Origin of the sequence: uncultured Thalassolituus sp. (genome assembly GCF_950066645.1) — a bacterium.
Lineage (GTDB): Bacteria > Pseudomonadota > Gammaproteobacteria > Pseudomonadales > Oceanobacteraceae > Thalassolituus.
In genome coordinates this window covers 1-26,279 of the sequence record NZ_CATMFB010000002.1, presented here as the reverse complement: position 1 = coordinate 26,279, position 26,279 = coordinate 1, and the positions used below count along the sequence as shown (strand labels likewise).

24 protein-coding genes and 2 tRNA genes are annotated in these 26,279 nt (G+C 53.6%); 19 read left to right on the top strand and 7 right to left on the bottom strand.

The genetic code is table 11. The annotated features are described in order from the left end of the window. Window positions 1-18: 18 nt before the first annotated feature. A complete protein-coding gene (locus Q1L85_RS01920; RefSeq protein WP_300427130.1) occupies window positions 19-714 on the bottom strand; it encodes a hypothetical protein in 696 nt (231 codons plus the stop codon). A gap of 204 nt (window positions 715-918) precedes the next feature. Between Q1L85_RS01920 and Q1L85_RS01915 the strand changes: the two genes are divergently transcribed. Beyond that, on the top strand, window positions 919-1,320 hold the full coding sequence (locus Q1L85_RS01915; protein ID WP_300427129.1) for a hypothetical protein: 402 nt from the start codon (window positions 919-921) through the stop codon (window positions 1,318-1,320). 39 nt (window positions 1,321-1,359) lie between these two features. Here Q1L85_RS01915 and Q1L85_RS01910 read toward each other — a convergent pair whose 3' ends face one another. After that, the gene (locus Q1L85_RS01910; protein WP_300427128.1) at window positions 1,360-2,241 is read right to left on the bottom strand and encodes a MaoC/PaaZ C-terminal domain-containing protein; all 882 of its coding nucleotides are present in this window, start codon (window positions 2,239-2,241) and stop codon (window positions 1,360-1,362) included. A 181-nt stretch (window positions 2,242-2,422) separates the two neighbouring features. On the opposite strand from Q1L85_RS01910, the gene Q1L85_RS01905 reads away from it, so the two are divergent. From Q1L85_RS01905 to Q1L85_RS01885, 5 genes are all read left to right on the top strand, one after another. After that, window positions 2,423-3,442, top strand: a complete 1,020-nt coding sequence (locus tag Q1L85_RS01905; RefSeq protein ID WP_300427127.1) for an AraC family transcriptional regulator — start codon at window positions 2,423-2,425, stop codon at window positions 3,440-3,442. 105 nt (window positions 3,443-3,547) lie between these two features. After that, the gene (locus Q1L85_RS01900; RefSeq protein ID WP_300427126.1) at window positions 3,548-3,829 is read left to right on the top strand and encodes a hypothetical protein; all 282 of its coding nucleotides are present in this window, start codon (window positions 3,548-3,550) and stop codon (window positions 3,827-3,829) included. 86 nt (window positions 3,830-3,915) lie between these two features. Beyond that, a complete protein-coding gene (locus Q1L85_RS01895; RefSeq protein WP_300427125.1) occupies window positions 3,916-4,977 on the top strand; it encodes a DUF5610 domain-containing protein in 1,062 nt (353 codons plus the stop codon). A gap of 69 nt (window positions 4,978-5,046) precedes the next feature. Continuing rightward, on the top strand, window positions 5,047-5,304 hold the full coding sequence (locus Q1L85_RS01890; RefSeq protein WP_300427123.1) for a glutaredoxin family protein: 258 nt from the start codon (window positions 5,047-5,049) through the stop codon (window positions 5,302-5,304). Continuing rightward, the gene (locus tag Q1L85_RS01885; RefSeq protein WP_300427122.1) at window positions 5,304-6,014 is read left to right on the top strand and encodes a hypothetical protein; all 711 of its coding nucleotides are present in this window, start codon (window positions 5,304-5,306) and stop codon (window positions 6,012-6,014) included. The genes Q1L85_RS01890 and Q1L85_RS01885 overlap by 1 nt, the downstream gene beginning before the upstream one ends. A gap of 41 nt (window positions 6,015-6,055) precedes the next feature. Here Q1L85_RS01885 and Q1L85_RS01880 read toward each other — a convergent pair whose 3' ends face one another. After that, complete coding sequence (locus Q1L85_RS01880) at window positions 6,056-6,337, bottom strand: helix-hairpin-helix domain-containing protein (RefSeq protein ID WP_300427121.1); 282 nt, start codon at window positions 6,335-6,337, stop codon at window positions 6,056-6,058. A gap of 135 nt (window positions 6,338-6,472) precedes the next feature. Further along, complete coding sequence (topA, locus tag Q1L85_RS01875) at window positions 6,473-9,148, bottom strand: type I DNA topoisomerase (RefSeq protein WP_300427120.1); 2,676 nt, start codon at window positions 9,146-9,148, stop codon at window positions 6,473-6,475. 236 nt (window positions 9,149-9,384) lie between these two features. Between topA and Q1L85_RS01870 the strand changes: the two genes are divergently transcribed. After that, entirely contained in the window at window positions 9,385-10,167 is a 783-nt protein-coding gene (locus Q1L85_RS01870) for a hypothetical protein (RefSeq protein ID WP_300427119.1), read from the top strand. A gap of 20 nt (window positions 10,168-10,187) precedes the next feature. Continuing rightward, window positions 10,188-11,051 (top strand): hypothetical protein, encoded by an 864-nt coding sequence (locus Q1L85_RS01865; protein ID WP_300427117.1) that lies wholly within the window; start codon window positions 10,188-10,190, stop codon window positions 11,049-11,051. On the opposite strand, the gene Q1L85_RS01860 is transcribed toward Q1L85_RS01865, so the two are convergent. After that, the gene (locus Q1L85_RS01860) at window positions 11,048-12,100 is read right to left on the bottom strand and encodes a DUF1853 family protein (protein ID WP_300427115.1); all 1,053 of its coding nucleotides are present in this window, start codon (window positions 12,098-12,100) and stop codon (window positions 11,048-11,050) included. The two genes, Q1L85_RS01865 and Q1L85_RS01860, sit on opposite strands and share 4 nt — an antisense overlap. Between Q1L85_RS01860 and Q1L85_RS01855 the strand changes: the two genes are divergently transcribed. From Q1L85_RS01855 to Q1L85_RS01805, 11 genes are all read left to right on the top strand, one after another. Continuing rightward, a complete protein-coding gene (locus Q1L85_RS01855; protein WP_300427114.1) occupies window positions 11,996-12,880 on the top strand; it encodes an NAD(+) kinase in 885 nt (294 codons plus the stop codon). The two genes, Q1L85_RS01860 and Q1L85_RS01855, sit on opposite strands and share 105 nt — an antisense overlap. Window positions 12,881-12,882: 2 nt before the next feature. Continuing rightward, the gene (locus Q1L85_RS01850; RefSeq protein WP_300427112.1) at window positions 12,883-13,839 is read left to right on the top strand and encodes a metallophosphoesterase; all 957 of its coding nucleotides are present in this window, start codon (window positions 12,883-12,885) and stop codon (window positions 13,837-13,839) included. Continuing rightward, a complete protein-coding gene (locus Q1L85_RS01845) occupies window positions 13,839-14,681 on the top strand; it encodes a rhomboid family intramembrane serine protease (RefSeq protein WP_300427110.1) in 843 nt (280 codons plus the stop codon). Before Q1L85_RS01850 ends, Q1L85_RS01845 begins: the two co-directional genes overlap by 1 nt. Further along, on the top strand, window positions 14,668-14,922 hold the full coding sequence (locus Q1L85_RS01840; RefSeq protein WP_300427109.1) for a YeaC family protein: 255 nt from the start codon (window positions 14,668-14,670) through the stop codon (window positions 14,920-14,922). Before Q1L85_RS01845 ends, Q1L85_RS01840 begins: the two co-directional genes overlap by 14 nt. 6 nt (window positions 14,923-14,928) lie before the next feature. Then, on the top strand, window positions 14,929-15,753 hold the full coding sequence (locus Q1L85_RS01835) for a DUF2797 domain-containing protein (protein ID WP_300427107.1): 825 nt from the start codon (window positions 14,929-14,931) through the stop codon (window positions 15,751-15,753). Between the two features lie 11 nt (window positions 15,754-15,764). Then, window positions 15,765-18,380 carry an aminopeptidase N gene (gene pepN / locus Q1L85_RS01830; protein ID WP_300432113.1) on the top strand — a complete coding sequence of 872 codons (2,616 nt, stop codon included), beginning with the start codon at window positions 15,765-15,767 and terminating at the stop codon, window positions 18,378-18,380. Between the two features lie 43 nt (window positions 18,381-18,423). Beyond that, window positions 18,424-19,809 carry a DUF1329 domain-containing protein gene (locus tag Q1L85_RS01825; protein ID WP_300428324.1) on the top strand — a complete coding sequence of 462 codons (1,386 nt, stop codon included), beginning with the start codon at window positions 18,424-18,426 and terminating at the stop codon, window positions 19,807-19,809. A gap of 276 nt (window positions 19,810-20,085) precedes the next feature. Then, the gene (locus Q1L85_RS01820) at window positions 20,086-21,210 is read left to right on the top strand and encodes a YCF48-related protein (RefSeq protein WP_300428323.1); all 1,125 of its coding nucleotides are present in this window, start codon (window positions 20,086-20,088) and stop codon (window positions 21,208-21,210) included. 1 nt (window position 21,211) lies between these two features. Then, window positions 21,212-23,689 carry an RND family transporter gene (locus Q1L85_RS01815; protein ID WP_300432111.1) on the top strand — a complete coding sequence of 826 codons (2,478 nt, stop codon included), beginning with the start codon at window positions 21,212-21,214 and terminating at the stop codon, window positions 23,687-23,689. Window positions 23,690-23,757: 68 nt separating this feature from the next. Beyond that, window positions 23,758-24,615 (top strand): hypothetical protein, encoded by an 858-nt coding sequence (locus tag Q1L85_RS01810; protein WP_300428321.1) that lies wholly within the window; start codon window positions 23,758-23,760, stop codon window positions 24,613-24,615. A gap of 6 nt (window positions 24,616-24,621) precedes the next feature. Beyond that, on the top strand, window positions 24,622-25,635 hold the full coding sequence (locus Q1L85_RS01805; RefSeq protein WP_300428320.1) for an AraC family transcriptional regulator: 1,014 nt from the start codon (window positions 24,622-24,624) through the stop codon (window positions 25,633-25,635). A gap of 462 nt (window positions 25,636-26,097) precedes the next feature. Here the strand turns inward: Q1L85_RS01805 and Q1L85_RS01800 are convergent. Together Q1L85_RS01800 and Q1L85_RS01795 are read right to left on the bottom strand one after the other, a co-directional pair. Then, window positions 26,098-26,174 (bottom strand) — tRNA-Asp (locus Q1L85_RS01800). Between the two features lie 28 nt (window positions 26,175-26,202). Then, a tRNA-Val gene (locus Q1L85_RS01795) sits at window positions 26,203-26,278 on the bottom strand. Window position 26,279 lies beyond the last annotated feature (1 nt).

Genomic DNA, 26,279 nt, shown 5'->3' with positions numbered 1-26,279 from the left:
GCCAATTATTCACGTCAATCAGAATTCATACTGAATTCCGAGCGCGTAAAGCATGAATTCGCTCGGTTCAACATAAAAACTGTCAAGTGACGTAGATTCGATTTCAGCACGTACATTCAGCCCGCCGATGGGCTGCCACATCACCCCGATGCCTGTGATCAGTTCAACACCGGAGGTTTCGTTGCTGCCAGCGCCAGAGCGTGTGAATGTCTGTGTACCGTTATCGGCGTAAATACGGACCTTTTCGACCTGTGCCATCCAGGCGTTTGCACCACCTTTAACAAACAGGTCCAGGCTATCGCTCAGCGCGTAGTTGTATCTGAGGTTAAGAAGAATGCTCTGAGCTTTGAAGCTTTCAGTACCTACATAGGTAGCGTTGCCTCCAGAGGTCTCAGTGCCGCTGAAGCTTTCTATGCTGCCATTTTCGGCGTTACTGAATACAGGGGCATTATCTTCGTTGTCGGTAAAAGACAGCTCCGGGTCGTCGAAGCTCATTTCGCCAAAATCCATCACTCCGAATTCCAGTGCCAGATTTTCGGTGATGTTCGGTCCGAAAACGAGTTTGAAGGCACTGTTATAGCCATCGACATCATCGGTAGTGACCAGTGCACCAGTGACACCAATGAAACCGCCGTGAGAAGGGGCTTCGGCAGCAAAGGCAGTCTGAGCGATCAGCAGTGAGGTAATAGCGGAGATTGAAGCGGTAAGTCGCATTGCTGTCTTCCATTCTTGTTATTGTTGGCCCGACTGTCTGCAGACAGGACGTGCCAACATAATACCAGCGTCCCCGGGAAGATACAGTAGTGGAGAGCAATTACCGGACGAATAGCGTAATAGGAATTAATTAGTCGAAAGAGTTCCTTTTAGTACCTTTTTCCGATAGCTTTACCAAAGTTTGTTTTTATAACTGAAGGCAATATGTCAATTCGGGACACTGAACTCGGGGATAAACCGGATACCTGGCTGGGCGATGATGGCATTGTTTATCACGACCTGAGCGGGATCAGTCACCTCAGTGCGACGTTAATGAAGTTTCTGCTTAATCAGCGCATTGCAATAACCGGGCGTAAGTCCATGCCTGTTATTATGCTTGCGGAAAATGTCCTGACCGTTGATTTTGAAGTGCAGATTCTTGCCTCGAATCCTCAGGTGCTGAACGTTACCCGCGCCATCGGGATCGTGGGAAATTCTTTTATGCTGCGCCATCTGACGTCGATGTTTCTTTCATATCACGCACCTGTGTATCCGGTGGCGAGATTCGACACAAGGGAAGAAGCGAAAGACTGGCTGCTGGATTATTGCCAGCAGGCGGCAGAATAAAAAAAGCCCCGCAATTGCGGGGCTTTTTCATTATCAGGCTCAGATCGCTTTGATATAGCCTTTAAGGTGTACTTTCTCACCCTTATTGTCGCGCACTTCAAAGAACAGGTTGTTATCGCTGTCTTTAGCGGCGGAGTGAATGCCGATTTTCGCCGGCAGATAGATCGGCTGCTTAAATTCGACATAAATTTCAGCAGCGTCACTGTCGAGCTTTTTGTGGAGGGCAGCGGCTGAGCGCGCTTTAGTCCACATGCCGTGAGCGATATGACGTTTGAAACCAAAGGCTTTTGCCGCCACAACACCCCAGTGGATCGGGTTTGGATCGCCTGCTGTACGACCGTATTTCAGGCCCAGGTTTGAAGGCAGAGTCCAGATTTCAGTGTCTGCAACGTCAATGGCATCCGGCAGAATCTTTTCTGGTTCTACTTTCTCGATGCCTTTGCTTGGCAGAAGTGCCAGGTAGGTGCTCAGACCTTCCCAGACCAGTTCCCAGCCGATACGGATTTCTGTCCGCAGGCTGACTTCCAGGCCTTTATGGGTACGCTTGGCGCCGGCAAAAAAAGCGCGGACATCAATGGCTTCACCGATCCGGATTGCGCGGTGCTGGGTGATTTTGTTGGTGACATGCACCATCCCCATGATGCCGAGCGGGAAGGTCCGGTGCAGCATCAGCTCCATGTGCAGCTTAAAGGCCGGTACATGAGGGTAAGTCAGAGGCAGGACCTCTGATTTGCTGTCAAAACCGCAGACAGCAGCGTAAGCTTTCACGTTAGCCTTATCGGGCACGTGGTTGTAGATCACCGCATCCATGTTCGGCAGTTGCGGATCACGGGTGTTGGTGTTGCGTGAAAATGCTGAACGCACCGTGTGATTGGCTACGCTCGGGAGTTTCTTAAGTTCTATACGGGTCGCGTGGTACATACTAAACGTCCTGAAGATATCACGTTTATTACACATATCAGGCCAATGCTACCTGAGCTTCAAACCTCAACCCATTGGCGGCGAATGACCTTACCAGCGTCAGATCGGTCAATAACTGCTTGCAGACGGCCGTGTATCTGGCAAAATTCCACACCTCACTCGCGAGGAATATCAAACACTTATGTCTGGCGGAATGGCGGAACTGCGCGATTCAGGAATCATGATTCAGCTGGCTCATCAGGCAATGCTGACCATGGGACTGAACGCTGAGGAAGTCTGGAAACGGCTTGGCATCACGCCAGAGCTGCTGCAGGACCGGAATATCCGGACGCCTCATGATGCCCAGGTTATTTTCTGGAGCGTGATGGAGGAGGTCTCCGGTGATGCTGATATTGGTATTCACCTTGGCGAACACATGCCTGTCTATAAGGGACAGGTACTGCAATATCTCTTCCTCTCCAGCCCGACGTTTGGCGACGGCCTGAAGCGCGCCCTGAATTATCAGCGCCTGCTCAGCGATGCGTCCCAGGCAAGTGTTGAAGTGGAAGATGGTCAGGCCTGGGTGCTGGTGGAGTCTGCCAGTGAAAAAGTTGTCGGCCTCAGGCACCTCAATGAATGTATGGTGCTGGGTCTGGTGCGTTTCTTTCAGTACGTGACCGACGATGCTTTCCGTCCCAGTGCCATCGATTTTTCTCACGAGGCTCCAGGGTCGACCGCTGAGCACAGCCGGGTATTTGGTTGTGATGTGCGTTTTGGTCAGGGTGAAAACCGTATTCACTTTGATATCAGCCTGCTCGACCTTCCCTCGCTGCATGCCGAACCTGAACTCCTGCAGTTGCACGAAAAACTGGCGAGCGAGCACGTGGCCAAGCTGGAACGCCAGGATGTGGTAAGCCGCGTGTACAAAGTATTCGGGGAAGTGCTCGAAACCGGGCAGGTGAATCTGGATGACGTTGCCGGACGCCTGGATATGAAACCAAGAACCCTGCGCACCCGCCTCACGGAAGCTGGTACCAATTTCAATCAGCTGCTCGCAGACTATCGCTGCAATCTTGCTAAGCGGTTGCTGTCCGGAACCGATGAAAGCATTGATGAAATCGTGTACCTGACGGGGTTCTCTGAGCCAAGCACCTTCTACCGTGCCTTTAAGCGCTGGACGAACCAGACGCCCGTTGAGTATCGGAACAGCCGCCGCTCGTGAGGATTATGTCCTGAACGGAATGGCTGTTTTCTCTATTTGACGGTGGAACCAGATCGCCATTGGGGTCATCGTAGTTATCTCTGACGATAACAACAGGAGATGACCATGCAACTCAACAGCACACTGATTTCCTTTCTCACTGATCACGACCTTAAACAGGATGATGCGGTGGCGTGGCGTAACCGCCTGGTCTCCCACGGCATTTTTCCATTGGATGAGGCCGCAGATCTGACCGATGAGGCCGTCATGGCAGCCGCCAGAACGTATCTCACACTCATGTTCCGTCAGCATAGCGAATCAGACCTGATGAGCGAGCTGCGTGCCCGTGGTATCACCTGGTCCATTGATATTCCTGCCGATTATCAACAGGGTGCCATCTGCTACTGATTGATCTGATAAAGCGTTAATTCCCGGTAAAGAAGTCCAGGCACCCGCCGATAACCTGTGAAACTTCTCCAGACAGGAGGCTGGCCATGGGCTTCAATATTCAGTCGGGTTATCCGCAGGCGGCGCACGGTCGTCATCATCACCGGGCGGAGCGTCAGCAGGCCGGGACGCCGGCTCCGGCGACAGCCGAGGCAACCGCGCCATCGGCATCGAACGGTGTGACGCTGGGTACGCCCCAATCGGCAGAAGCGACAGCGACCAATATTCTCAAGCACGTGTATCAGAACGTCGAAAGCATGCGTGCTAACGGCGCCTCACAGGAGCAGATTGACTCGCGTCTGGCGGCTGCCCGGGAAGGGATTGCGGCCGGGTATGCGGACGCCCGCGAGACACTCGAAGGGATGGGGCTTCTGAACGATGAGCTGGGCGCAGAAATAGATCGCGGAGAAAGTCTGGTTAACGAAGGGCTGGATCAGATTGCTGCAGGTGCTATCCCCGATATTCTTGTGGCCCCAGAAGCCCCTGAAGAGGAAGAGACAGCTGACGTTCCTCAGCCGGTCTTCAGTGCCTCTGCTCAACGTACAAAGAATCGTATGTCGCTGGAAGTGATGACACAGGACGGCGATCGCATCAAAGTGGATTTCTCTCAGCGTCAGGGCAGCCTGCAGTTCAGTTCCGGCGGCTTCAGTGTCAACGCATCCTCTTTTTCTGAAAAGTGGGATATGTCAGTCGACGGTCACCTGGATGATGGTGAAATGGCAGCACTGACCCAACTGTTTGATGATGTGCAGAGCCTGAGTGAAAAGTTTTTTGCTGGTGATCTGGGGGCCGCGCTTGAAGAAGCTATGAACCTCGGCTTTGATGGCAATGAGCTGGCCTCCATGAGCCTGGATCTGCGTCAGCGTAGCTTCAGCTCAGTCAGCCGCGCATACGGAGCCGCTCAGCCTGAATTGCCGACACCAGCGCTGTCTGAAAAGAAAAGCTATCTGGCTGACTACGCCGACTCTTATATCAAGGCTCTGGATAAAGCTAATCCACTTGCGGAGCCCCGTCAGACACTGAAAGACATGCTGGCGCAGCTTGATCCCGACAAATCTCCTGTATCGGTACTTAAACAGTTCACAGATGGTCTGAACCGTCTGCTCTGATCCGTCTTGTTTGACCGATAGTCGCCCACGGCTCATAACGCTATACTCTGGATATTTGGGGAGCGCGTTATGAGCTTTGTTCTTCTTGGCACTGAGGGCTGTCACCTGTGTGATCTGGCCGCAGCTGTGACTGTCGCTGGGGCGGAAGGCCTGAACATCGACATCTACCAGGAAGATATTGCAGACAGCGCCGACGGTGTTGAGGTTTATGGCACCCGGATTCCCGTACTAAGAAATGAACGTAGTGGTGCCGAGCTGGACTGGCCTTTTGATCAGGAAGCCGCGCATCAGTTTCTCCGCGAAAGTACAGAAGGAATGTCTGTTTAATGAAAAAGTTGTTTCTTTCTCTGGCTGCCGCTCTGGTGATGACCGGATGTGCTCAGTCCCAGCTGTCACCGGAAGGTGATGCCATTTTTTATGCATTGCAGGCAGACACCATGATGAATATGTGGCGTCGTGAATGTGGCGAAGTCAGTGGCCGGGCAAATTATGTCGCTGAAAGTGCCCGTGCAGACTGGTGGCGCCGTAATGGTGAGTTTGTAAAAGGGGCAGATTTTGGTCTGGCGTACAATATGGTGACGGTCACGGACGAGCGTGTTGAGACCGGTGCACGTATGGCCATGGCGATGACCTGGGAAGTGCAGAAACGCGCCGAAAATACCGTGGTTAAGCGTCTGGATGGTGCCTCTGATAAAGAAAAGCTCTGCCTGAAGGTTCTGGGCGAATACAGCAAAGGTAAATGGGATATTGAAGGGTCGGAAGAGATGCAGTCGACTCTGCTTGATCTGAAATCAATGTCGGTTGAGCGCAAGGATGATTTTGATCTGCGTCGTGGCATGATTGAAACCAGCACTGGAAAACGTTACGGCCGTTCACTGTATGTCGTGGAAAAACTGGCAGAAAAAATGAACTGTGACAAAGCGGGCGTGAAGCTGATTAAAGGCGCCTGGCCCTATGAAGTGTACAACGTCGACTGTGCTGACAAGCCGTTACTGTTGATGCGCTGTGAATGGGGAAACTGCGCTGCGATCGAATAAGAAGACGCATTTAAGAAGAGCCGGGCATTGCCCGGCTTTTTTTATTCCAGCACCAGAACAGGGCGGTTGGATTCGAGAATCGATTCGCCGATGCCTTTCACATCCTTCAGCTCTTCAATGCTGGTGAATTTACCGTGTTCTTTCCGGTGGGCAACGATCGCGTTAGCTTTCGAGGTGCCAACACCTTTCAGCTGGCTCAGCTCTTCAGCGGTGGCACGGTTGAGATCAATTTTCTCAGCAGGCTCTGTGGCCATTGCCTGACCACTGGCAAGAGCGAAGCAGATTGAAGCGGTTGCAAGGAACTGACGAAATCCTTTTTTCATAGTTACTCTCCTGTAGGTGTTTTCCTGATGGAAGAAAACAGGCTAGCAACATCTTCTGGCTGCCACTATCGGTGACAGGCATGAAAAAAGCGCCGTGGAGTGCGGCGCTTTTTTATCAGACATCAGGGGCAGTCATCAGCTCTTTTTCTTAGCCGCTGTTTTACTTTTGGCTTTGCTCGCTGTCGCTTTCTTCTCAGTCACATTCCACTTTTTACCGTCGAATGTCGCAGACCAGCCAGTTGCCTTGCCGTCTTTTTCAGTCATCACGTACTGCTCTTTCGATTTGCGGCTATAACGCACAATCGTAGGGTTTCCGTCACTGTCTTTCTCCGGAGCACTCATCAGGAAGTGATACTTCGGATCGATTTCATCCTTGTGAGGAATCAGTTCAGAAATCAGCGGAGCACGGGTTTCACGTTTCTTCGGAAACTGACTGGCGGCAAGGAAGAGGCCGGTGGCGCCGTCACGCAGAACGTAGGTGTCTTCGACTTTCTGACACTTCAGTTCAGGCATTGGAACCGGGTCCATTTTCGGTGGCGCAGCTTCGCCGTTTTTCAGAAGTTTCCGGGTGTTTTTACATTCATCGTTGGTACAACCGAAGTATTTTCCGAAACGACCAGACTTCAGCTGCATTTCAGAACCACATTTGTCGCACTCAAGAACGGGACCGTCGTAGCCCTTAATTTTGAACTGTCCCTGCTCAACCTCAAAACCTGCGCAGTCGGGGTTGTTACCGCAGATATGGACTTTGCGCTGCTCATCAAGCAGGTAGCTCTCCATGGCAGAGTCGCAGATGCCGCAGCGGCGTTTATCCATCAGACGACGGCTTTCTGCCTCGTCATCTTCATCGGCGGTGATCGCCTCGTCTCCGGGAATCAGGTTGAGTGTCTGGGTGCAGCGTTCTTTGGGGGGCAGGCTGTAGCCTGAGCACCCAAGGAATACACCGGTCGAACCATTACGGATCTGCATATGGCGGCCACAGGTCGGACAGGCAACGTCAGTGTCGACCGGATTGTTCGGTCGCATGCCTTCCTCACTGGAGGCCTGATCCAGCTGCTCGCTGAAGCTGCTGTAGAATTCATCCAGAACCTTGGTCCAGTTCACATCACCGTCGGCGATATCATCCAGTTTCTCCTCCATGGTGGCGGTGAAGCTGTAATTCATCAGATCAGCAAAGTTTTCTGTCAGGCGACTGGTGACAATATCGCCCATTTTTTCTGCATAGAAGCGACGGCCTTTCAGGCTCACATAGCCGCGTTCCTGAATGGTCGAAATAATAGAAGCGTAGGTGGATGGACGGCCGATACCACGCTTCTCGAGTTCTTTTACCAGGGCTGCTTCCGAGAAGCGTGGCGCTGGCTTAGTAAAGTGCTGGCGCGGATCGAGCTGTTCAAGATTAAGAACATCCCCCTCGTTCACGTCAGGGAGCAGAACATCTTCATCGCCTTTGCCGCCGCTGGCAGGCAATACCTTCAGGTGACCATCAAAGCGGATCACGCGCCCTTTGGTGCGCAGCTCGAAGTCACCGGAACGGATACTGATGGTGGTGCTGGTAAATTTTGCATCGTTCACCTGACACGCGACAAAACGTCGCCAGATCAGATCGTAAAGACGTTGGGCATCCGGCTCCATGGACGACAGGTCAGCAGCGCGCATCTTCACATCTGAAGGTCGGATCGCTTCGTGAGCTTCCTGGGCGCCTTCTTTGCTGCTGTACTGGCGCGGGTCGTCAGGCAGGTATTCAGCACCCATCTTGTCGTTGATGTACTGGCGTACGCTCTCTACGGCATCCTGACTCAGGTTGGTCGAGTCGGTACGCATGTAGGTGATGTAACCTGCTTCGTACAGACGCTGGGCCAGTGTCATGGTTTTCTTCACACTGAAGCCAAGGCGGGTACTGGCGGCCTGCTGCAGGGTTGAGGTAATAAATGGTGCGGCAGGGCGGGAGCTGGTCGGCTTGTCTTCGCGTCGGGCAACAACGAAAGGCCCTTTACCGACGGCATCCATCGCAGCCATTGTCGTGGCTTCATCGGATGGACGGAATTCTTTGTCGTTCTGTTTAACAATCTGAGCGCGCAGTTTGTCTCCGGCAGGGATGGTCAGGTCAGCGAATGCTTCCCAGTACTCCTCCGGTACGAATGCGCGGATTTCGCGCTCGCGCTCAACAATCAGACGAACGGCGACTGACTGTACCCGGCCTGCAGATAGACCGCGGGCAATTTTGCTCCACAGCAGCGGTGACACCATAAAGCCCACTACGCGGTCCAGGAACCGGCGGGCCTGCTGTGCATTCACGCGGTTCATGTTCAGCTCTGACGGCTGTTCAAAAGCCGCCTTGATCGCTTTCTTGGTAATTTCGTTAAATACGACCCGGCGGTAAGGCTTGGAATCTGCACCGATCACTTCCCGCAGGTGCCAGGCAATGGCTTCCCCTTCGCGGTCCAAATCCGTTGCGAGATAGATCTGATCGGCATCTTTGGCTAAGCGACGCAGTTCATCAACGACTTTTTCTTTGCCGGGAAGCACTTCGTAACTGGCTGACCAGCCATGCTCGGGATCAATCCCCATGCGGGCAATCAGCTGATCATGAGCCTTCTGTTTTTTGTAGACGGCTTTCTCTTCCGGTGACATTTTCCGGGTCAGAGCGGCCTGACGTGCACGCTCTTTCGGATCACTTTTTGAACTGGAACCTGAGGTTGGCAGGTCACGGATATGACCGATACTGGATTTGACCACATAGTCGTTGCCCAGATATTTATTGATGGTTTTGGCCTTGGCAGGCGACTCCACGATCACCAGTGATTTGCCCATAATCCTTTCGATAACCCTTTTGTAATGTTTACTGCCGGCGGGAATAAAGCCGACACTTTAAAGGCACACCCGGGGGGCAGGTCAAGCCTGATGCCTATTATTGTCTGTGTTCACGGACCAGCATACACCGCAAAAGTTGCTAGACTTGTTGTCAATAGTTGCCGCTTCTCTACAGGAATGCGGCCGCGGATGCCTTATTTCAGGAATAGCACATATCTCACGGAGTCTGAACAAATATGTCCGCAATAGGATTGGTTTTAGTGATTGCGATACCTCTCAGCCTGCTGATGCTGGGCGCTGTACTGTATTCCCGCAAGGTACAGAAACAGCAGCTCAGTGCGTTGCAGGCCCGGACGGTCAGGCAGAAGGCTGACGAATATCTGGAGGCGCTTGAATACCTGATTCTGGTGGATGACCACAAAGACATTCAGCGGCTGGTGCTTGACCGGATTGCCGAGCTACAGGCGAAAGCCGATAGCATGATCTCCGGCGCTGCCAGAAAGAACCTGGAACCTTTCGATGCTCAGCCCTATAACCAGCGCATTGATGCTGCCGGGGCGCCACGCAAGGTACTCAAGAGTGACCGCGAGCTGAGGTATGGTCGTCGTCAGTTCTCTATGATCCTGCGGATGCTGCCCACACTGGTAAAGAAGAAAGTTATTTCAGAATCGGCCATGGTTGAGTACCGGCGTTATCTTAAAATGACCCTGCTGGAGCGAGAGGTAGATACCTACACTGCACAGGGCGATGTTGCGGCCAAACGGGGTGATGTCGTGACCGCAGCCAACTACTACAAGGCCGCACGCAAGCTTCTGATTGAGTTCGATATGCAGTTTCCTGAGAAGAATGAACGTGTCCGGCGTATCGCAGAGAAAACAGCGGCTCTGTATCGCGGTGAAGGTGGTGAGGAAGAAGAATCCAACGATGCACTTTCTAAAGCGCTGTCGAAGGAAGAAGCCGCCAACACAAATGAATTTGGCATGTCATCCGATCCATCGGCGCAGAAAAAACGTTTCTGACTGCGCTATGATCTGCGCTTATGGAACCCCTGCTGGCGCATAAGCGCATCTCTTCGCTGATTACTCCCCTGGTCTCCGGGCCGGAGAACACCCATGTCCTCCGCCTTGATCAGCTCGACCCGGTACTTTCAGGTAACAAAGTTTTCAAACTGCTCGGCCACCTCGATGCCTGGAGGGCCAGCGGCAGGCGCGGCCTGCTGAGTTTTGGTGGTGCCTGGTCAAATCATCTGCATGCATTGGCGGCGTTGGCGAGCGATCGCAATATCCCCGTCACTGGTTTCGTCCGTGCGTACGCACATCAACCCCTCACTGTAACTCTTGAAGACTGCCAGCAGTGGGGCATGAACCTCAGGTTCTGTGACAGGGTGACCTATGCACAACGGTACGATTCTGGCTGGCATCAGGCGCTCGCCGAAGAATATAACGCCTGGGTGATTCCCGAAGGGGGAGAGGGGCCAGAAGGAGAACAGGGTTGGTCATGTCTGCAACCCATACTGGCGGCATACCGCGAGGTCTGGCTTGCTGCCGGTACCGGGACAACGGCCCGCGGCATTGCAGCGATGATGCCTGCAGACAGTCAGTTGGTTGTGGTGAACTGCGTGGCTGATCGGGGGGCGCTGGCAAGGCGCTGGAGCGCGAATCCACTACCGGTACGAGTCACTTTGCTGGATACCTATCACGGTGGAGGTTTTGCCCGCGCTGACACCGGGCTGATGGATCTTATCCGACGCTATGATCAACTGGGCCTGCCTCTTGATCCTGTGTATACCGCAAAATTGATGGCGGCGTTCGAGGGGGAATCCCCCGATTCCACTGTGCCGCGCCTGTTGATCCACACGGGAGGACTGCAGGGACGTCGCGGCTACGGTCTGGAAATCCGCTAATCCAGCCAGTGATCTGACACTATCATCCAGCGCTGATGCTCCGCCCAGCCATATGGGCCTTCCATGACCAGAGCAATCGAGATGGGCGTACTGAGGTGGCGGAAGTATGAGGCCAGATACTGCAGCAGATCTGTACGGGAAACAGAGAACTTAGCCAGCACCGGGCTCAGCCAGTCGGGTTTGCTGAGCACATACCAGCGACCTTCCGGCAGACAGCTGCCGGCATCTCCTACCGGGCACCAGTAACCGCGCCAGTGATGCGGGGATACTTCCGCGGGAAGAGGCGCCGGAGTGAGTCCGTGAGCGGGGTGAAACAGACAGCCACGCATCAGCGCGGCAGAGTCACAGCGATGAATCCCTTTGGCCTCGAGCACGGCTCGCGCTGCCGGCGCAGAGGCCAGAGGAAGCTGATGATCAAAGGTATGGCGTATCTTACGGCTCAGCAGGTCACGCAGATTCGGGCCGACCCAGTCGGAGCCGATACCCAGATAAAACTTAAGCGCCAGTTCGATATGTTGCGCCGGGTCGCTCTGCTGCAGTATCAGGTCAAGTTCCCCCAGGGTCCGGCCGTTCTGCTGTATCTGCAGATTACTCAGGTGAGGGAGGCCGAAAGTGGTCAGAGCGTCCTGCCAGAGCGTTTCAAACATAAAGCCCAGACGGGGGCTCGTGAAGTCAGGTGCCGGAGACTGGCATGACGCCAGTTGCCGGAAGGCATCGTCAGGTAGCCATTGGGCAGGGTTGCAGCTGGCAGAGTTACGCAACAGGGGTGGACCAAGCACGCTCCATATCTGATCGCGCCGGTATTTCTCCGCAATGGCGAAAAACGGGTGGTCCGGGGCTGGGCAGGCACTGAACAAGCCTTTTAAACTCCTGTGTGGTATAAGTGCCGCAACAATAAGGCGCAGGCCATACCGTGCATCGACTGTGAGGTTACCAGTTTTCTGATGGAAGAGTTCCGCAATATCGGCATCATCGGCCGACTTAACAGTAATAAAGTCATTGAAACTATTCGTCGTCTGTCCCGCTATCTGATTGACGAGGGTTATCACACGATTCTTGATGATCGCATCGCGGAAGTCATGCCCGGTCACGGCATGCAGATCTGTAACGTCAATATGCTTGGTGAGATCTGCGACCTGGTGATTGTCGTCGGTGGTGATGGCAGTCTGCTCGGCGCTGCCCGGGCGCTGGCGAAATACAATACGCCGGTTCTCGGGATTAACCGCGGACGTCTCGGGTTCCTGACCGATATCAGCCCTGATGAAGAAATGTGTGAAGCCGTGCAGGCGGTACTCGACGGCGAGTACGTTGAAGAGCGTCGCTTCCTGCTGGATGCTGAAATCAAGCGTGACGGTAACCCGATCGGCTCAGCCACCGGCCTGAACGACGTCGTTCTTCATCCCGGCAAATCAGCCCGTATGATTGCCTTTGATCTGTATATTGAAGGTCAGTTTGTCTACAGCCTGCGCTCTGATGGCTTAATTGTTTCAACCCCAACGGGTTCTACCGCCTATGCTTTATCAGGGGGAGGCCCGATCATGCACCCGCGTCTTGATGCGCTGGTGCTGGTGCCTATGTTCCCGCACACACTTTCCAGTCGTCCGATTGTGGTCGACGGTAAGAGCGAAGTGAAAATTGTGGTGGATGCCAGTCAGGGACTCTATCCAACGATCAGCTGCGATGGTCAGACGCACATACCCTGTGCGCCGGGCGACAGCATTACGATCCGGAAGAAGTCTCATAAGCTGAAGCTGATCCACCCGAAAGGCCACAACTTCTACGAAATCTGCCGTACTAAACTCGGCTGGAGCAGTAACCTCGGGGACTAAGTATGCATCAGGGTTATGATCTGATTGGTGATATCCACGGGTGTGGACTGACACTGATCGACCTGCTGGAGCAGATGGGGTACACGAAACAGAATGGCGTGTATCAGCACCCCAAGCGCAAAGTCGTGTTTCTTGGCGACATTGTCGACCGTGGTCCGAATATCCGGCTGGCGTGTCACATTGTCAGAGACATGGTCGAAGCGGGTCACGCAGACATCGTGATGGGTAACCACGAATACAATGTAGTGACCTATCTGTCTGAGGCTCCGGCGGGGATGCGTCAGCCTTATCTGCGCCCTCATACTCCGCGCAATAATTTTATTGTTGAACAGACCCTGGAGCAGTTTGCGAACTACCCTCAGGAGTTCAATGACATGCTCGACTGGTTTGTGACCCTGCCACTGTTTCTGGATTACGAGCACTTCCGTGTCGTCCACGCCTGTTGGGATAAAGCCATGATCGACGAGTATCAGCGTCGCTACGGCACCAACACACTGAACCGCAGTCTGCTGCCTGAATCTGTTCAGACCGATTCATTCCTGTATCAGTTTCTCGACCGTATTCTCCGGGGGACGTCTCTGAAGCTGCCCGGTGGGCGTTCGATGACGGCGAAAGACGGCATGGTCCGCCAGTTCTTCCGGACAAAATTCTGGGAGGGTGAACCTGAGCGCTACAACGATGTGATATTCCAGCCCGATCCTCTACCTGAAGATCTGCAGCACGCCTTGCTCAGCCCGGAAGAAAAAGATCAGCTGCTGTTCTACGGACCGGACGAAAAGCCTCTGTTTATCGGGCACTACTGGATGCAGGGCCTGCCTGAACCCATTGTGCCTAATATCGCCTGTCTTGATTACAGTGCGGTTAAATATGGTCGTCTTGCGGCTTATCGTATGGACACCGAAACAAAACTTCAGAAAGGTAAATTCACCTGGGTCCGGGTGGAGAAAAAAGAACGCTGATGCAAGGCCTTGCTGTACTGGCTGCCCCACTGGAGACCGATCTGTCGCCACTGACAGAGCACCTTTGGGCGCAGCGTATCGTTCATCATGTTGTTGAAGACAATCAACAGCAGATTCTGATTCTGGCGGACCCCGCTGACATTCCCCGGGTAGAAAATCTGCTGCAGCGCTGGCAGGCCGGAGAACTGACGCCCGCCGCCACGTCCAGCCGCTTTTCACCAGGCCGGCTTATGCAGCGGATATGGCAGACGCCAGTCGCAGCCAGCCTGGTTCTGATTCTGGTCTGCGTTTTTGCCTGGCAGCATATCAGCCCCGACTGGATCAGCTGGCTGAGGGAAAGCGAGGGCCTCTGGCCTGAGGCCCGCAACCGTCTGAGTACCTACACGGATCTCGGTTTCTGGGCACTCTGGCGGCCGACGATTCTGCATTTCAGCGTTCTTCATATTCTGTTTAATGCCCTCTGGGTCTGGATCTTTGTTGGCGCCATTGAAAAACAGGGCGAACGCGGAGCGATTCTGGCGCTGGTGATCTTCTGTGGCCTTGGCGGTAATCTCCTGCAGTGGTGGGTCGCAGGACCTGCATTCGGGGGCGCATCCGGGGTCGTTTATGGTCTGTGCGCCTATACGGGTCTCAGGCAGACCCGCTTCCGTATTCCGTATGGCATCCCTAAGGGGGTGCTGATCTTAATGGTAGTGATGATGTTATTTACTATTACCGGCGATACTCTGATTCCGGGCCTGTCCGGGATTGCAAATGGGGGCCACCTGGGTGGTCTGCTGGTAGGTTTTTTATTGGCCGTCGTCTGGCCAGTTACTAAACGGGGACAAGATGAATCTCGATGATCTGATCCGTTCACTGACACCTGAAGTGTATGTGAATCTGAAAAATGCGGTGGCGACTGGTCGCTGGCCCAATGGCCGTAAGCTGGAAGATGGCCAGCGTGAACTCTGCATGGAAGCCATTATCTGGTATGAGAATACGCACGACGTGCCGGAGCAGGAGCGGGTGGGTTATATCGATCTGGGTAAAAAAGCGAAAAAGCAGGGCGGGGACGACGATGTCCAGCCACTGACGATTAAATGAGGTCGTATGACTGAGTGGAGCGGGCATCTCGACAAGATGCGTATCCGGCCGGGCAATCCGGTTGAATATTATATGGTTCTGGATGATCAGGAAGTGGCTCTGAATCCACTTCTTGGCAGTGACATTACTCTGACATGGGCCGGAGAAATTCACTGTACTCATTGTGGTCGTCCGTCGAATAAAAGTTTTAATCAAGGGTATTGTTACCCGTGCTTTACCCGTCTGGCGGAATGCGATGCCTGTATTCTCAGTCCGGAAAAGTGCCATTTTCATCTGGGCACCTGCCGCGATAACCGCTTTGCCGAAAAAGTCTGCTTTAATGATCACATCGTTTATCTGGCGAATTCATCCGGGTTAAAAGTCGGTATCACGCGAATGAAAAATATGCCTTCGCGCTGGCTCGACCAGGGGGCAGGGCAGGCATTGCCAGTGGCTCGCGTAGCCAGCCGGCGCATGGCGGGGCTGGTTGAAGATATTATCCGGCGCGACATCTCCGACAAAACTAACTGGCGTGCCATGCTGAAAGACGATGCGGTAGAGCTCGACCTGGTCTCAGAACGGGATCGCCTCGCGGCGCTGTTCTCTGACGAGCTGCAGGCACTGGAGACAGAACAGGGGCCTGGCAGTCTGACCTGGCTTATGAATGAATCTGTCCGCACTTTCCGCTACCCAGTGATTGAGTATCCGGTTAAAGTCGTCAGTCACAATTTTGATAAAACCGCCGACGTGGCAGGCCGGTTAATGGGAATAAAAGGGCAGTACCTGATACTGGACACAGGAGTCATCAACCTGCGTAAGTTCACTTCCTATCAGGTTACCCTCACAGCATAAGGGGCATACACATGCGCGACGCTCAGCCAACTGCGATTCAGTTAACGGACTACAAAGAACCGGCGTATGAGGTCGTGGAGACACACCTCCGCTTTGAACTTGAAGAAGAATTCACCCTCGTTACATCGACCCTGAAAATCCGTCAGCTCGGAGAAAGTAACGAGCTTTTTCTTAACGGTCAGGAACTCGGTTTAGAGAGCATCAGCATCGACGGCCGGGTGCTGGGCGAAGGCGAATATACCCTCGGTGATGAGTCACTGATGCTGACCGGACTGTCTGCAGAACACACGCTGCAGGTTGTGACCCGGATTTATCCTGCAAAAAATACCGCCCTTGAAGGTCTGTACCGCTCTGGCGGTATGTACTGCACGCAGTGTGAGGCGGAAGGCTTCCGTCGTATTACCTATTACCCTGACCGCCCGGATGTCATGTCAGTGTTCACGACAGAAATTATTGCCGATGCCGGGCAGTACCCGGTACTGCTGTCGAACGGTAATCCGGTCTCAGAAGAGGTGATTGGCGGCAAGCGCCATGTGGTGTGGCACGACCCTCATAAAAAGCCGGCGTATCTGTTTGCGCTGGTGGCCGGTGATCTTCTGGTGACAGAAGACAGTTTCACGACCTGCGGTGGTCGTGAGGTTGCGCTGAAAATATTTGTAGAACCACGCAATATCGACAAGACCGCCTATGCCATGGACGCCCTCAAGCGCTCAATGCGTTGGGATGAAGACGTGTATGGTCGCGAATACGATCTCGATATTTTTATGATCGTGGCGGTGGATGACTTCAATATGGGCGCCATGGAAAACAAAGGGCTGAATATTTTCAATTCATCCTGTGTTCTGGCCAATCCTGCGACAGCCACCGATGCTGCGTATCAGCGTATTGAGGCGATTGTTGCGCACGAGTATTTCCATAACTGGTCGGGCAACCGGGTGACCTGTCGTGACTGGTTCCAGCTCAGTCTGAAAGAAGGCTTTACGGTCTTCCGTGATGCCTGTTTCTCTGCAGATATGAACTCTGCGACAGTGAAGCGCGTTGAAGACGCCGGAATTCTCCGTACGGTTCAGTTTGCAGAAGATGCCGGGCCAATGGCGCATCCGGTACAGCCCGACTCTTACATCGAAATTTCTAATTTTTATACCGTCACCATTTATGAAAAAGGTGCAGAAGTCGTCGGCATGTACCACAAAATTCTGGGTGCTGAAGGATTCCGTAAAGGGACCGACCTGTACTTTGACCGCCACGATGGTCAGGCCGTCACGATCAATGAATTTGTTCAGGCGATGGAAGACGCCAACGGCGTCGATTTCACTCAGTTCCGGCGTTGGTATAAGCAGGCAGGCACGCCTGTGGTTGATGTCCTGACCAGCTATGATTCGGGTGCCGGGCGTCTGACTCTGACGTTACGTCAGCACACACCGGACACCCCGGGGCAGACCGACAAACAGCCACTATGGATTCCTGTTCAGCTGGGGCTGATCGGTAAAGATGGCAGCCCGTTAACCGTGACGCCGGATCAGGAAGAATTCTGGACGGAATCAAGTCAGGTGCTGCACTTCCGCGAGGCAGAGCAGACGTTTACCTTCAGTGGTCTGGAGCAGGAGCCTGCCGTCTCGCTGTTCCGTGATTTCTCTGCACCGGTCCGGGTGAATTATCAGCAGTCGCGGGAAACACTGCGCTTCCTACTGCGCCACGACAGTGATGGTTTTAATCGTTGGGATGCAGGTCAGCGCCTGATGCTTACCTGGATTGACGACGCACGGGAAGGGCGCTTCGAACTGAGTGACGACGATATCAATGTATATCGTGAGCTGCTGAACGATACCGACCTGGATCCGGCAATGGTCGCTTATCTGCTGGCACTGCCATCCGAGTCTTACATTGCGGAATTTTCGGGTGAGATAGATCCGCTGGCGATCCACTCCGCGCGTGAAGAAGTCAGCGGTGCGCTGGCGTCTGCGCTGCGTGACGATATCGTTGCCTGTTATCAGCGTCTGAACATTGCCCGTGAATACGAGCCAGATCCGGCTCATATGGCGCAGCGTTCTCTGAAAAACCTGGCACTGAGTTACTGGTCCAGAACCGGTGACGATGGCCTGGCGGCAGCGCAGCAACAGTACCAGAAGGCCGACAACATGACCGATCAGATGGCGGCGCTCCGCGCGCTGGTCAACAGTGGTGATCGTATGCGCGCTCAGAGTGCTCTGGATGACTTCTATGAGCGTTGGCAGAGTGACCCTCTGGTGGTTAATCAGTGGTTGTCAGTGCAGGCAGGCTCGGCCGAAATGGCGACTATTGAACACATTAACGACCTGCTGGCGCACCCGGCGTTCGACTGGCGTAACCCGAATAAAGTACGTTCTGTTATCGGTGCGTTCGCGAACCAGGCCCTGAGCCGTTTCCATTCCGCGGATGGTGAGGGCTATCGTCTGTTGGCCGATGCCGTTATCCGTCTCAACGAAAGTAACCCGCAGATTGCGTCGCGGTTGCTTGCGCCATTGACCCGATGGAAACGATTGGTGCCAAGTCAGTCACAGTTGATGAAAGCAGAGTTGCAACGCATTATGCAGCAGGGCAATCTTTCAAAAGACGTATTTGAAGTGGTCAGCAAGAGTCTTGCGTAAGGAATTCAGAGACGTAAGCCTTTCTGCATGTCTGAGGTCAGGAATGAAGTATAAGAAGTGGATTTTATCGGGTGCCGCCGCTGTTCTCTGTATGGGGGCCGCCACCGGTCACGCTGCTGTCAGTGTTCAGGACGCCGAGCAGTTGAAAACCAGTCTGACACCGATGGGTGCGACAAAAGAAGGTAACGGAAGAGACATACCGCCGTGGCGTGGTGGTCTTACTCTGCCACCGCCTTCGTACACCCATGCAGGTCAGCATCACCCGGACCCTTATCCGGAAGATAAGCCACTTTTTGTGATCACTGCGCAGAATATGATGCAGTATGATCAATATCTGACCGAAGGGCAGAAAGCCCTGTTCCGTACCTATCCCGATTCTTTCCGTATGCCGGTCTATAAAACCCGGCGTACGGCAGCCGCGCCGGAGTGGGTATATGAAAATACCTACAAAAATGCAATCCGCGCTGAATTACAGAACAACGGCAACTCGCTGATGTACGCTTATGGCGGCATCCCTTTCCCGGTGCTTTCCGACGACCCGGCGCAGGCAGGTATCCAGGCTGTCTGGAACCACATTACCCGCTGGCGTGGCGTCTTCCTGCAGATTCAGGCATCCGAAGTGGCCGTACAGAAAGACGGAAACTTCTCGCCGACGACCGTAGAGCAGCAGGTTGAATTTAACTACTACCGTCCGGATAAAACGATTGAAGAGCTTGATAATCTTCTCTTCTACTATCTGTCTGTGACCAAGGCACCAGCGCGCCTTGCTGGTGGCGCTGTACTGGTCCGGGAAACCCTTAACCAGGCCGACGAACCTCGTCAGGCGTGGGGCTACAACGCCGGACAGCGTCGTGTCCGCCGTGCGCCTAACCTGGCATACGATACACCGATCGCTGCGGCCGATGGCCTGCGCTATGCCGACGATACCGATATGTACAACGGCTCACCGGATCGTTACGACTGGAAGCTGATCGGTAAAAAAGAGGTGTATATTCCCTACAACAACTACCGGCTGACGTCTAATACTCTGAGTTACAACGATGTCCTTCGTCCGGGGCACGTCAATTCTGAATATACCCGCTACGAAAAGCATCGTGTCTGGGTCGTGGAAGGAACTCTCAAGAATAACCAGCGTCATGTGTATGGACGCAGGGTGTTCTACATTGATGAGGATACCTGGGGAATTTCGGTTGCCGACCAGTACGACATTAATGGCGAGTTATGGCGCGTCAGCATGTCGTATATGAAAACGTATTATGAGTTGCCTGTTACCTGGTCAGGAATGGATGTTTTCCACGACCTTCGGGCACGTCGCTATCATGTTCAGGGAATGATCAATGAAGAGCCGGAAGCGATTGATTACAGCAATCCGCCACCGGGTGACCGCTATTTCACGCCAGCAGAACTGAGACGTCGCGGTCGACGTTAATTGTTCAATATCTGATCGGGATTCGGAGCGCCAGCGGAACGCTCCGTTCCCGCTTTTCCCTGATTGCGTCTACTCTTAAGGAAGATGGCCTGCGGCTTACATACTGTTACAAGCGCAGGTTAGTCACTTTTGCGCCTGTCGGATAGACTAGCGCGAAAAAACGACAAAGCAATAAAAACGGGGTCTTTTATGTTGTTTAATTTGGTCAGGCCGACCGCTTGTGCAGGTGGGGACGCACAAGTCAGGCAGGGCAGACGCTGGCTCATGGTGGGAGCTATGGCGTTGTCCTCAGTGGTGAATGCCGGTTGGCAGGACCCGCTGGAGACTCCGGCAATGGAGACGCTGCGCGCTCATGAAGAGTTGCTGCTCGATGTTACCAACGCCGGAGATCGTCTTGTGAGCGCAGGGGCTCACGGACACATCGTATTTTCAGATGACGGTGGACTTAGCTGGCGCCAGGGGGAGGTGCCGGTCAGTGTCACACTGACATCTGTCGATTTCTATGGTGAGCGTAACGGCTGGGCCGTGGGTCACGATGGCGTCATTCTTGGCAGTGAAGATGGCGGTAAAACCTGGACTAAGCAGTTTGATGGTTATCAGGCGAACAAAGCCATTCTGGAGGCTGCGCGTAGCAATCTTGCTGTGATGGAAGAGCGTGCTGAACTTGCTGCTGAGGGTTCAGACGAAGAAGCCGACGAAGCAATGATGGCGCTCGAAACTGCGCAGTTTACCCTTCAGGATGCCGAATACGACTTCGAGACTGGCTCAACCAAGCCTTTCCTTGATGTGGAATTCTGGAGCGAAAAAGAAGGTATCGCGATCGGTGCCTACGGTATGGCCTTTACTACCGAAGACGGCGGCAAAAGCTGGCAGGACATGGCGTCCCGTCTGCCGAACCCGGATCGCCTGCACCTGAATTCCATTACCCGCACCGGCGAACAGACCATGGTCATTACCGGCGAAATGGGTCTGCTGCTGCGCTCTGAAGACGCCGGGCAGAGCTGGACGCCGCAACCGAGCCCATACGACGGTTCGCTGTTTGGTCTGGTTGATAAAGACAAACTGCAGCTGTTATTCGCACTGCGTGGACATGTGTATCAGTCCTGGGACGAAGGGATTACCTGGGAAGAGCTGAATACCGGCGTTGAGCAGACGCTGCTTGGCGGTTTCGAAACAGAGAAGGGTGCTGTACTGGTCGGTAATGGCGGTGCAGTGATTCTGCTCGACCGCAATTTCCGTAACCCGCGCTCGGTCATTCTTGAAGGGCGCAAGGCTTCGGCTGCCGTCACCCGTGCCACGCAAGGGCATTTTGTTATCGTCGGAGAAGCCGGAGTGAAGTTGCTTGATCCGCAGGGCCACCTGATGCAGGCCGAGATTTCCATGGCACAAGGGGACCTGTGAAATGAGTGATAAGAAATTTTCCAGTGTTCCTGAACACTACATTCTGTCGCCGGAAAGCGAACCATTTCTTGAGCGTCTGATCTTCAACAACCGCGGTATCGTCATTGCGGTTCTGATGATGCTTACCGCGCTGTTCGGTTTTGGACTGACGAAGGTAACGCTCGACGCCAGTATTGAAAAATACATTCCGCTTAACCATGAGTACATCCGTAATTATCTGGTTCACAAGGACGAGATGAAGAGCGGTGTCGCCAACGTGAAGATCGCGGTCGAGACGACCTCGGGCGATATTTTCACCAAAGACTACATGGATACGCTGAGCAAAATCAGCGACGAGATCTTCTTTATTAAGGGCGTCGACCGCTCAGGAATGCAGTCGCTCTGGACGCCGAATGTGCGCTGGACCGAAGTCACAGAAGAAGGTTTTCAGGGCGGCCCGGTTATTCCGAGTACTTACGATGGTTCGCGCGATAGCCTCGAACAGGTCCGTCAGAATGTGCTGAAGTCAGGACAGGTCGGGCGTCTGGTTGCGAACAACTTCGAGTCGGCCATTATTGACGTACCCCTGGTCGAGAATGACCCTGAAACGGGTGAAAAACTGAGCTACGCGGCGTTCAGTAAAGAGCTGGAAGAAAAGGTACGTTCTCAGTTCCAGAACGACCAGTACCGGATCTATATCACTGGCACGCCGAAGAAGTTAGGTGACCTGCTGGAAGGTGCCAAATCTATTGGCCTCTTCTTCCTGGCGGCAATGGTGATGACGGCCATTCTGCTGTTCCTGTATTCACGCTGCCCTCGTGGCACTATCGTGCCTATTGTCGCGTCTCTGATTGCCGTTGTCTGGCAGCTTGGCTCACTGGCGCTGATGGGCTTCACGGTGGATCTGTATTCGGTACTGGTGCCTTTCCTGGTGTTTGCGATTGGCATCAGTCATGGCGTACAGATCATTAACGGGATTGCGATTGAGGCAGGCAAAGGGGCAAATCCTCTGCAGGCCGCCCGTCATGCTTTCCGTGGTCTGTATGTACCGGGCATGCTGGCGCTGTTGTCGGATGCAATTGGCTTCCTGACCCTGCTGTTTATTGATATTGGGGTGATTCAGGAGCTGGCGATTGCGGCGAGTGTGGGCGTGGCCATGATTATTGTGACCAACCTTGTTCTGCTGCCAATCATTATGTCGTACATCGGCATCAGCCAGTCGGGTGTTAATCACGCCCGTAAAGCTGAAGAAAATGCCTCTGGTATCTGGCGTGCACTGTCTTCTTTCGCTAACCGTAAAGTCGCCCCTGTACCTATCGTTCTGGCGATTGTTATGGCGGTCTTCGGTTATTTCTACAGCCAGGGGCTGAAAATTGGCGACCTTGATAAAGGTGCGCCAGAACTTCGCGCTGACAGCCGCTATAACCTGGATAACGCTTACATGGTCGGAAATTACTCGACCAGCTCCGACGTTATGGTGGTTATGGTAGAGACGCCACCTGAGCAGTGTAATGCTTATAAGGTGATGGACGCGATGGACCGCTTTATGTGGTACATGGAGAACGTTCCGGGCGTGCAGTCGACCACGTCTCTGGTGACCGTATCCAAGCTGGTTACCAAATCAATGAACGAAGGTAATCTGAACTGGTCTGCGCTGTCACGTAACCAGACCATTCTTAATACCTCGATTCAGCGCGCGCCAGATGCACTGCTTAATTCAGACTGCTCTATGGCTCCGGTGATTATTTATCTGAATGATCACAAGGCTGAGACACTCGAAACTGTGGTCGCTGCCGTTGAGAAATTCAAAGAGACCTACGACGACCACGTTGACCAGAAGTTCTACACCTACCGTTTTGCAGAAATCGAAGAAGCCATCAGCAGTGGCGAGCTTGAGTCTGTGCCGGTGCGCTTCCAGTTAGCTTCGGGTAATGCGGGTATTGAAGCGGCGACTAACCAGGTTATCGCGGATGCTCAGGGTACTATGCTGATCTTCGTTTACGTTGTGGTATTTGTACTCTGTTTTATTACTTTCCGCAGTCTGACCGCGGTGGCCTGTATTCTGATCCCTCTGGCGCTGACTTCTATTCTGAGTCAGGCGCTGATGACGTATCTGGATATCGGCGTGAAAGTAGCAACATTGCCTGTGATTGCCCTCGGGGTGGGGATTGGTGTCGACTACGGCATCTATATCTATAATCGCCTGGAAGTCATGATCGTTGCCGGGAAGTCGATGCAGGAAGCGTTCTTCGAAACGCTGCGTTCAACAGGTAAGGCGGTGAGCTTTACCGGTGTGACCCTGGCCATCGGTGTTGCGACCTGGATTATCTCGCCAATCAAATTCCAGGCAGACATGGGTATTCTGCTGACCTTTATGTTCCTCTGGAATATGTTAGGTGCGCTGATTCTCCTGCCAGCCCTGGCGAGCTTCCTGCTGCGTCCTGAACGCATGATCGAGCGCCATAAGCGTCGTCACGGTGATGTACCACCGGCGGGTTGATTAAAAACAGGGTAAGATAATGCCCCGGCAGAGCAACCTGCCGGGGCATTTTTATGTGAGGAGTATTTATGAAGAGTCCATTAGGGCTGGAAGCCAGGCTGCCAGTATTTGATCTGTTCAAAGATTCGTTATTTCTTCTTTGGACTAAGCGTACCCGACTGATCAGCATGTTCCTGCCTCTGATTCTGATCCTTGTTGTACTGGATCACTTCAGTACACAGCTACAGGCTGAAATGTTCGCGGCCTTTGAACAGGCGACAGACACCAATCCCGCTGTATTTGAAAAGTATGGGCGTATGATCTTTTTCGGGCTGACGTCTATGCTGCTGAGTGTGTTGCTGGCAACCACAGTGCATCGCTTCAGCCTGCAGGACCCGTCGCAATGGCCTCTGAATGCACTCCGCGTCCCTACGCGTTATGACCTGAAATATCTCCTGCGTTCAATCGTTGTCGTTCTTGCGTCAGCGTTTGTGGGCGGGATCGCCGTTATGATGGCCTCAGTGGTGCTTGCCAGCGTTATGGGGCCAGAAGAGGCGCAGAAATTATCTGTTGTCGTGGCCGTACCCTGCCTGATGCTGATGATCTACGTGATGGCGCGCCTGTCGGTGACCTTGCCAGAAATTGCGATTGGTACTGAGGGCTCTGATCTTGGACGGGCCTGGCGCATGAGTCAGGGGAATGGCAGCCGCCTGGTGATTGTTGTGCTGGCATTACCGCTTCTGGTCAGCTCACCATTTATTCTTCTGGCCAATGTTGGCAACACAGTGACCGATATTATTGCCGCATTCGGTGTTTACTTTATGACTCTGATTTCAATTACGGTCCTGTCACTCAGTTATCAGTTTCTCGTCGAGTTTTATGAGCCGCAGGAAGATGAGCAGGTTGTGGCAGAAGACAATAAAGACGACAGCGGTATGGACGCCTGACATCCGATGAAACTCGGTGACCTGAGTATCACCTACGTTGAGCTGCTGGCGCGGGCCATGGACAGTCTGGGGACGCCTCCGGCGCCCTTGCTGGAGCAGTTCCGCATCGAAGCATCGACATTGTCGTCGCCCGATACCCGCATCAGTATTCCGCGCTTTATGCGTCTCGGACACACTGCGATACAGCAGACCGGTGCGCCCTGGCTTGGGTTGCAGATGGGGCGGATTTCACAGCCCTCCCACCTCGGTGTGGCGGGCTTGCTGGCCATGACCGCACCGACACTGCGTGAGGCGCTTCAGGCCGTCGCTGATTATGAATTGCTGTCCAGCTATAACTCTCGTGGTGCTTCGGCCTTCTCCGTAAATCAGGGGCAGGGCAGGCTGACGTTTTACTCCATCAGCCCCTATAACGAGTACAACCTCTTCGTGGTGGATTCTGTGCTCGGCGGCTGGTTCCGCCTCCCGGAAGCCCTGACGGGTAAGCAGGGGCTGGTGCAGTCGGTTCAGATTGAATTTGACGAGCCTTCGTATGCTGCCCGTTATCAGGAGCATTTCCGTTGTCCGGTGCATTTTGGCGCAGAGAGCAACAGCATCATTCTCAGCCGCGAGGCACTCGATCTGCCGGTGCTGCAGCGCTGCGCTTCCGTTTATGAAGGCCTGAAACGTCAGGCAGACCGTGAGCTTGAACGAGTGCGTCTTGGTCTGAGTGTGCGTGAAAGTGTGGCCCGTTCAATCGGTCCGCTGCTGAATGGTCAGACGCCGGAACTGGAAGTCGTTGCCCGACGCCTTAATATGGCCCCGTGGACACTCAGACGACGTTTACAGGCAGAGGGGGTGACGTTTCAACAGGTATTAAATGAAACCCGTCAGGCGTTAGCAGAGAGCTATGTGCGGGATACTGCGTTGACCTTAGGGGAAATTGCGTATGTGTTGGGGTTTGGATCAGCTGCGGCCTTCCAGCGCGCTTTCAAGCGCTGGACCGGCGAAGCGCCAGGCCGCTACAGAGAGTTGAGACGGTAATTTACATCTCAACCGCATCATCACAATCGTCATCGAAATCATCGAATCCGACTTCTAACAGATCATCAATGTAATCAGACATATTGATCTCCTTTTTTCTTTTTAAATATTCCAATATTTCCAGTGTGCACTTTTTACTCAGCATAACCTGTGCCACCTTCAGGATTAAATGTAGTCGCTGCCAGAGAATTGACAAGGCATCCTTACCTTTGTTCCCCGGTCTTCCCTGTGACTACGGGGTCAGAATAGGCGCGGAATATGACTAGGATATGACAATGCTTCAATAAGTTGGTTAAAAATCGGTCAGGGAGTGTATAGACAAAAGCAACAGAGCTGCGCCAAATTGGTGCGCAAAGGTAAATCGTGGGGCAGGGGATCTTAAAAAAGATGGCGGACGGCCGGGCTTGCGCTCAAGCGGGGCTCGAACCAGGCGTATATTTAAAAAGGGGATCTTAAGAAAGATGGCGGACTGGACGGGACTCGAACCCGCGACCCCCGGCGTGACAGGCCGGTATTCTAACCAACTGAACTACCAGTCCGCATTGTGATCACTTTTTTGCAAAGTGATGGTGGGTGATGACGGGATCGAACCGCCGACCCTCTGCTTGTAAGGCAGATGCTCTCCCAGCTGAGCTAATCACCCA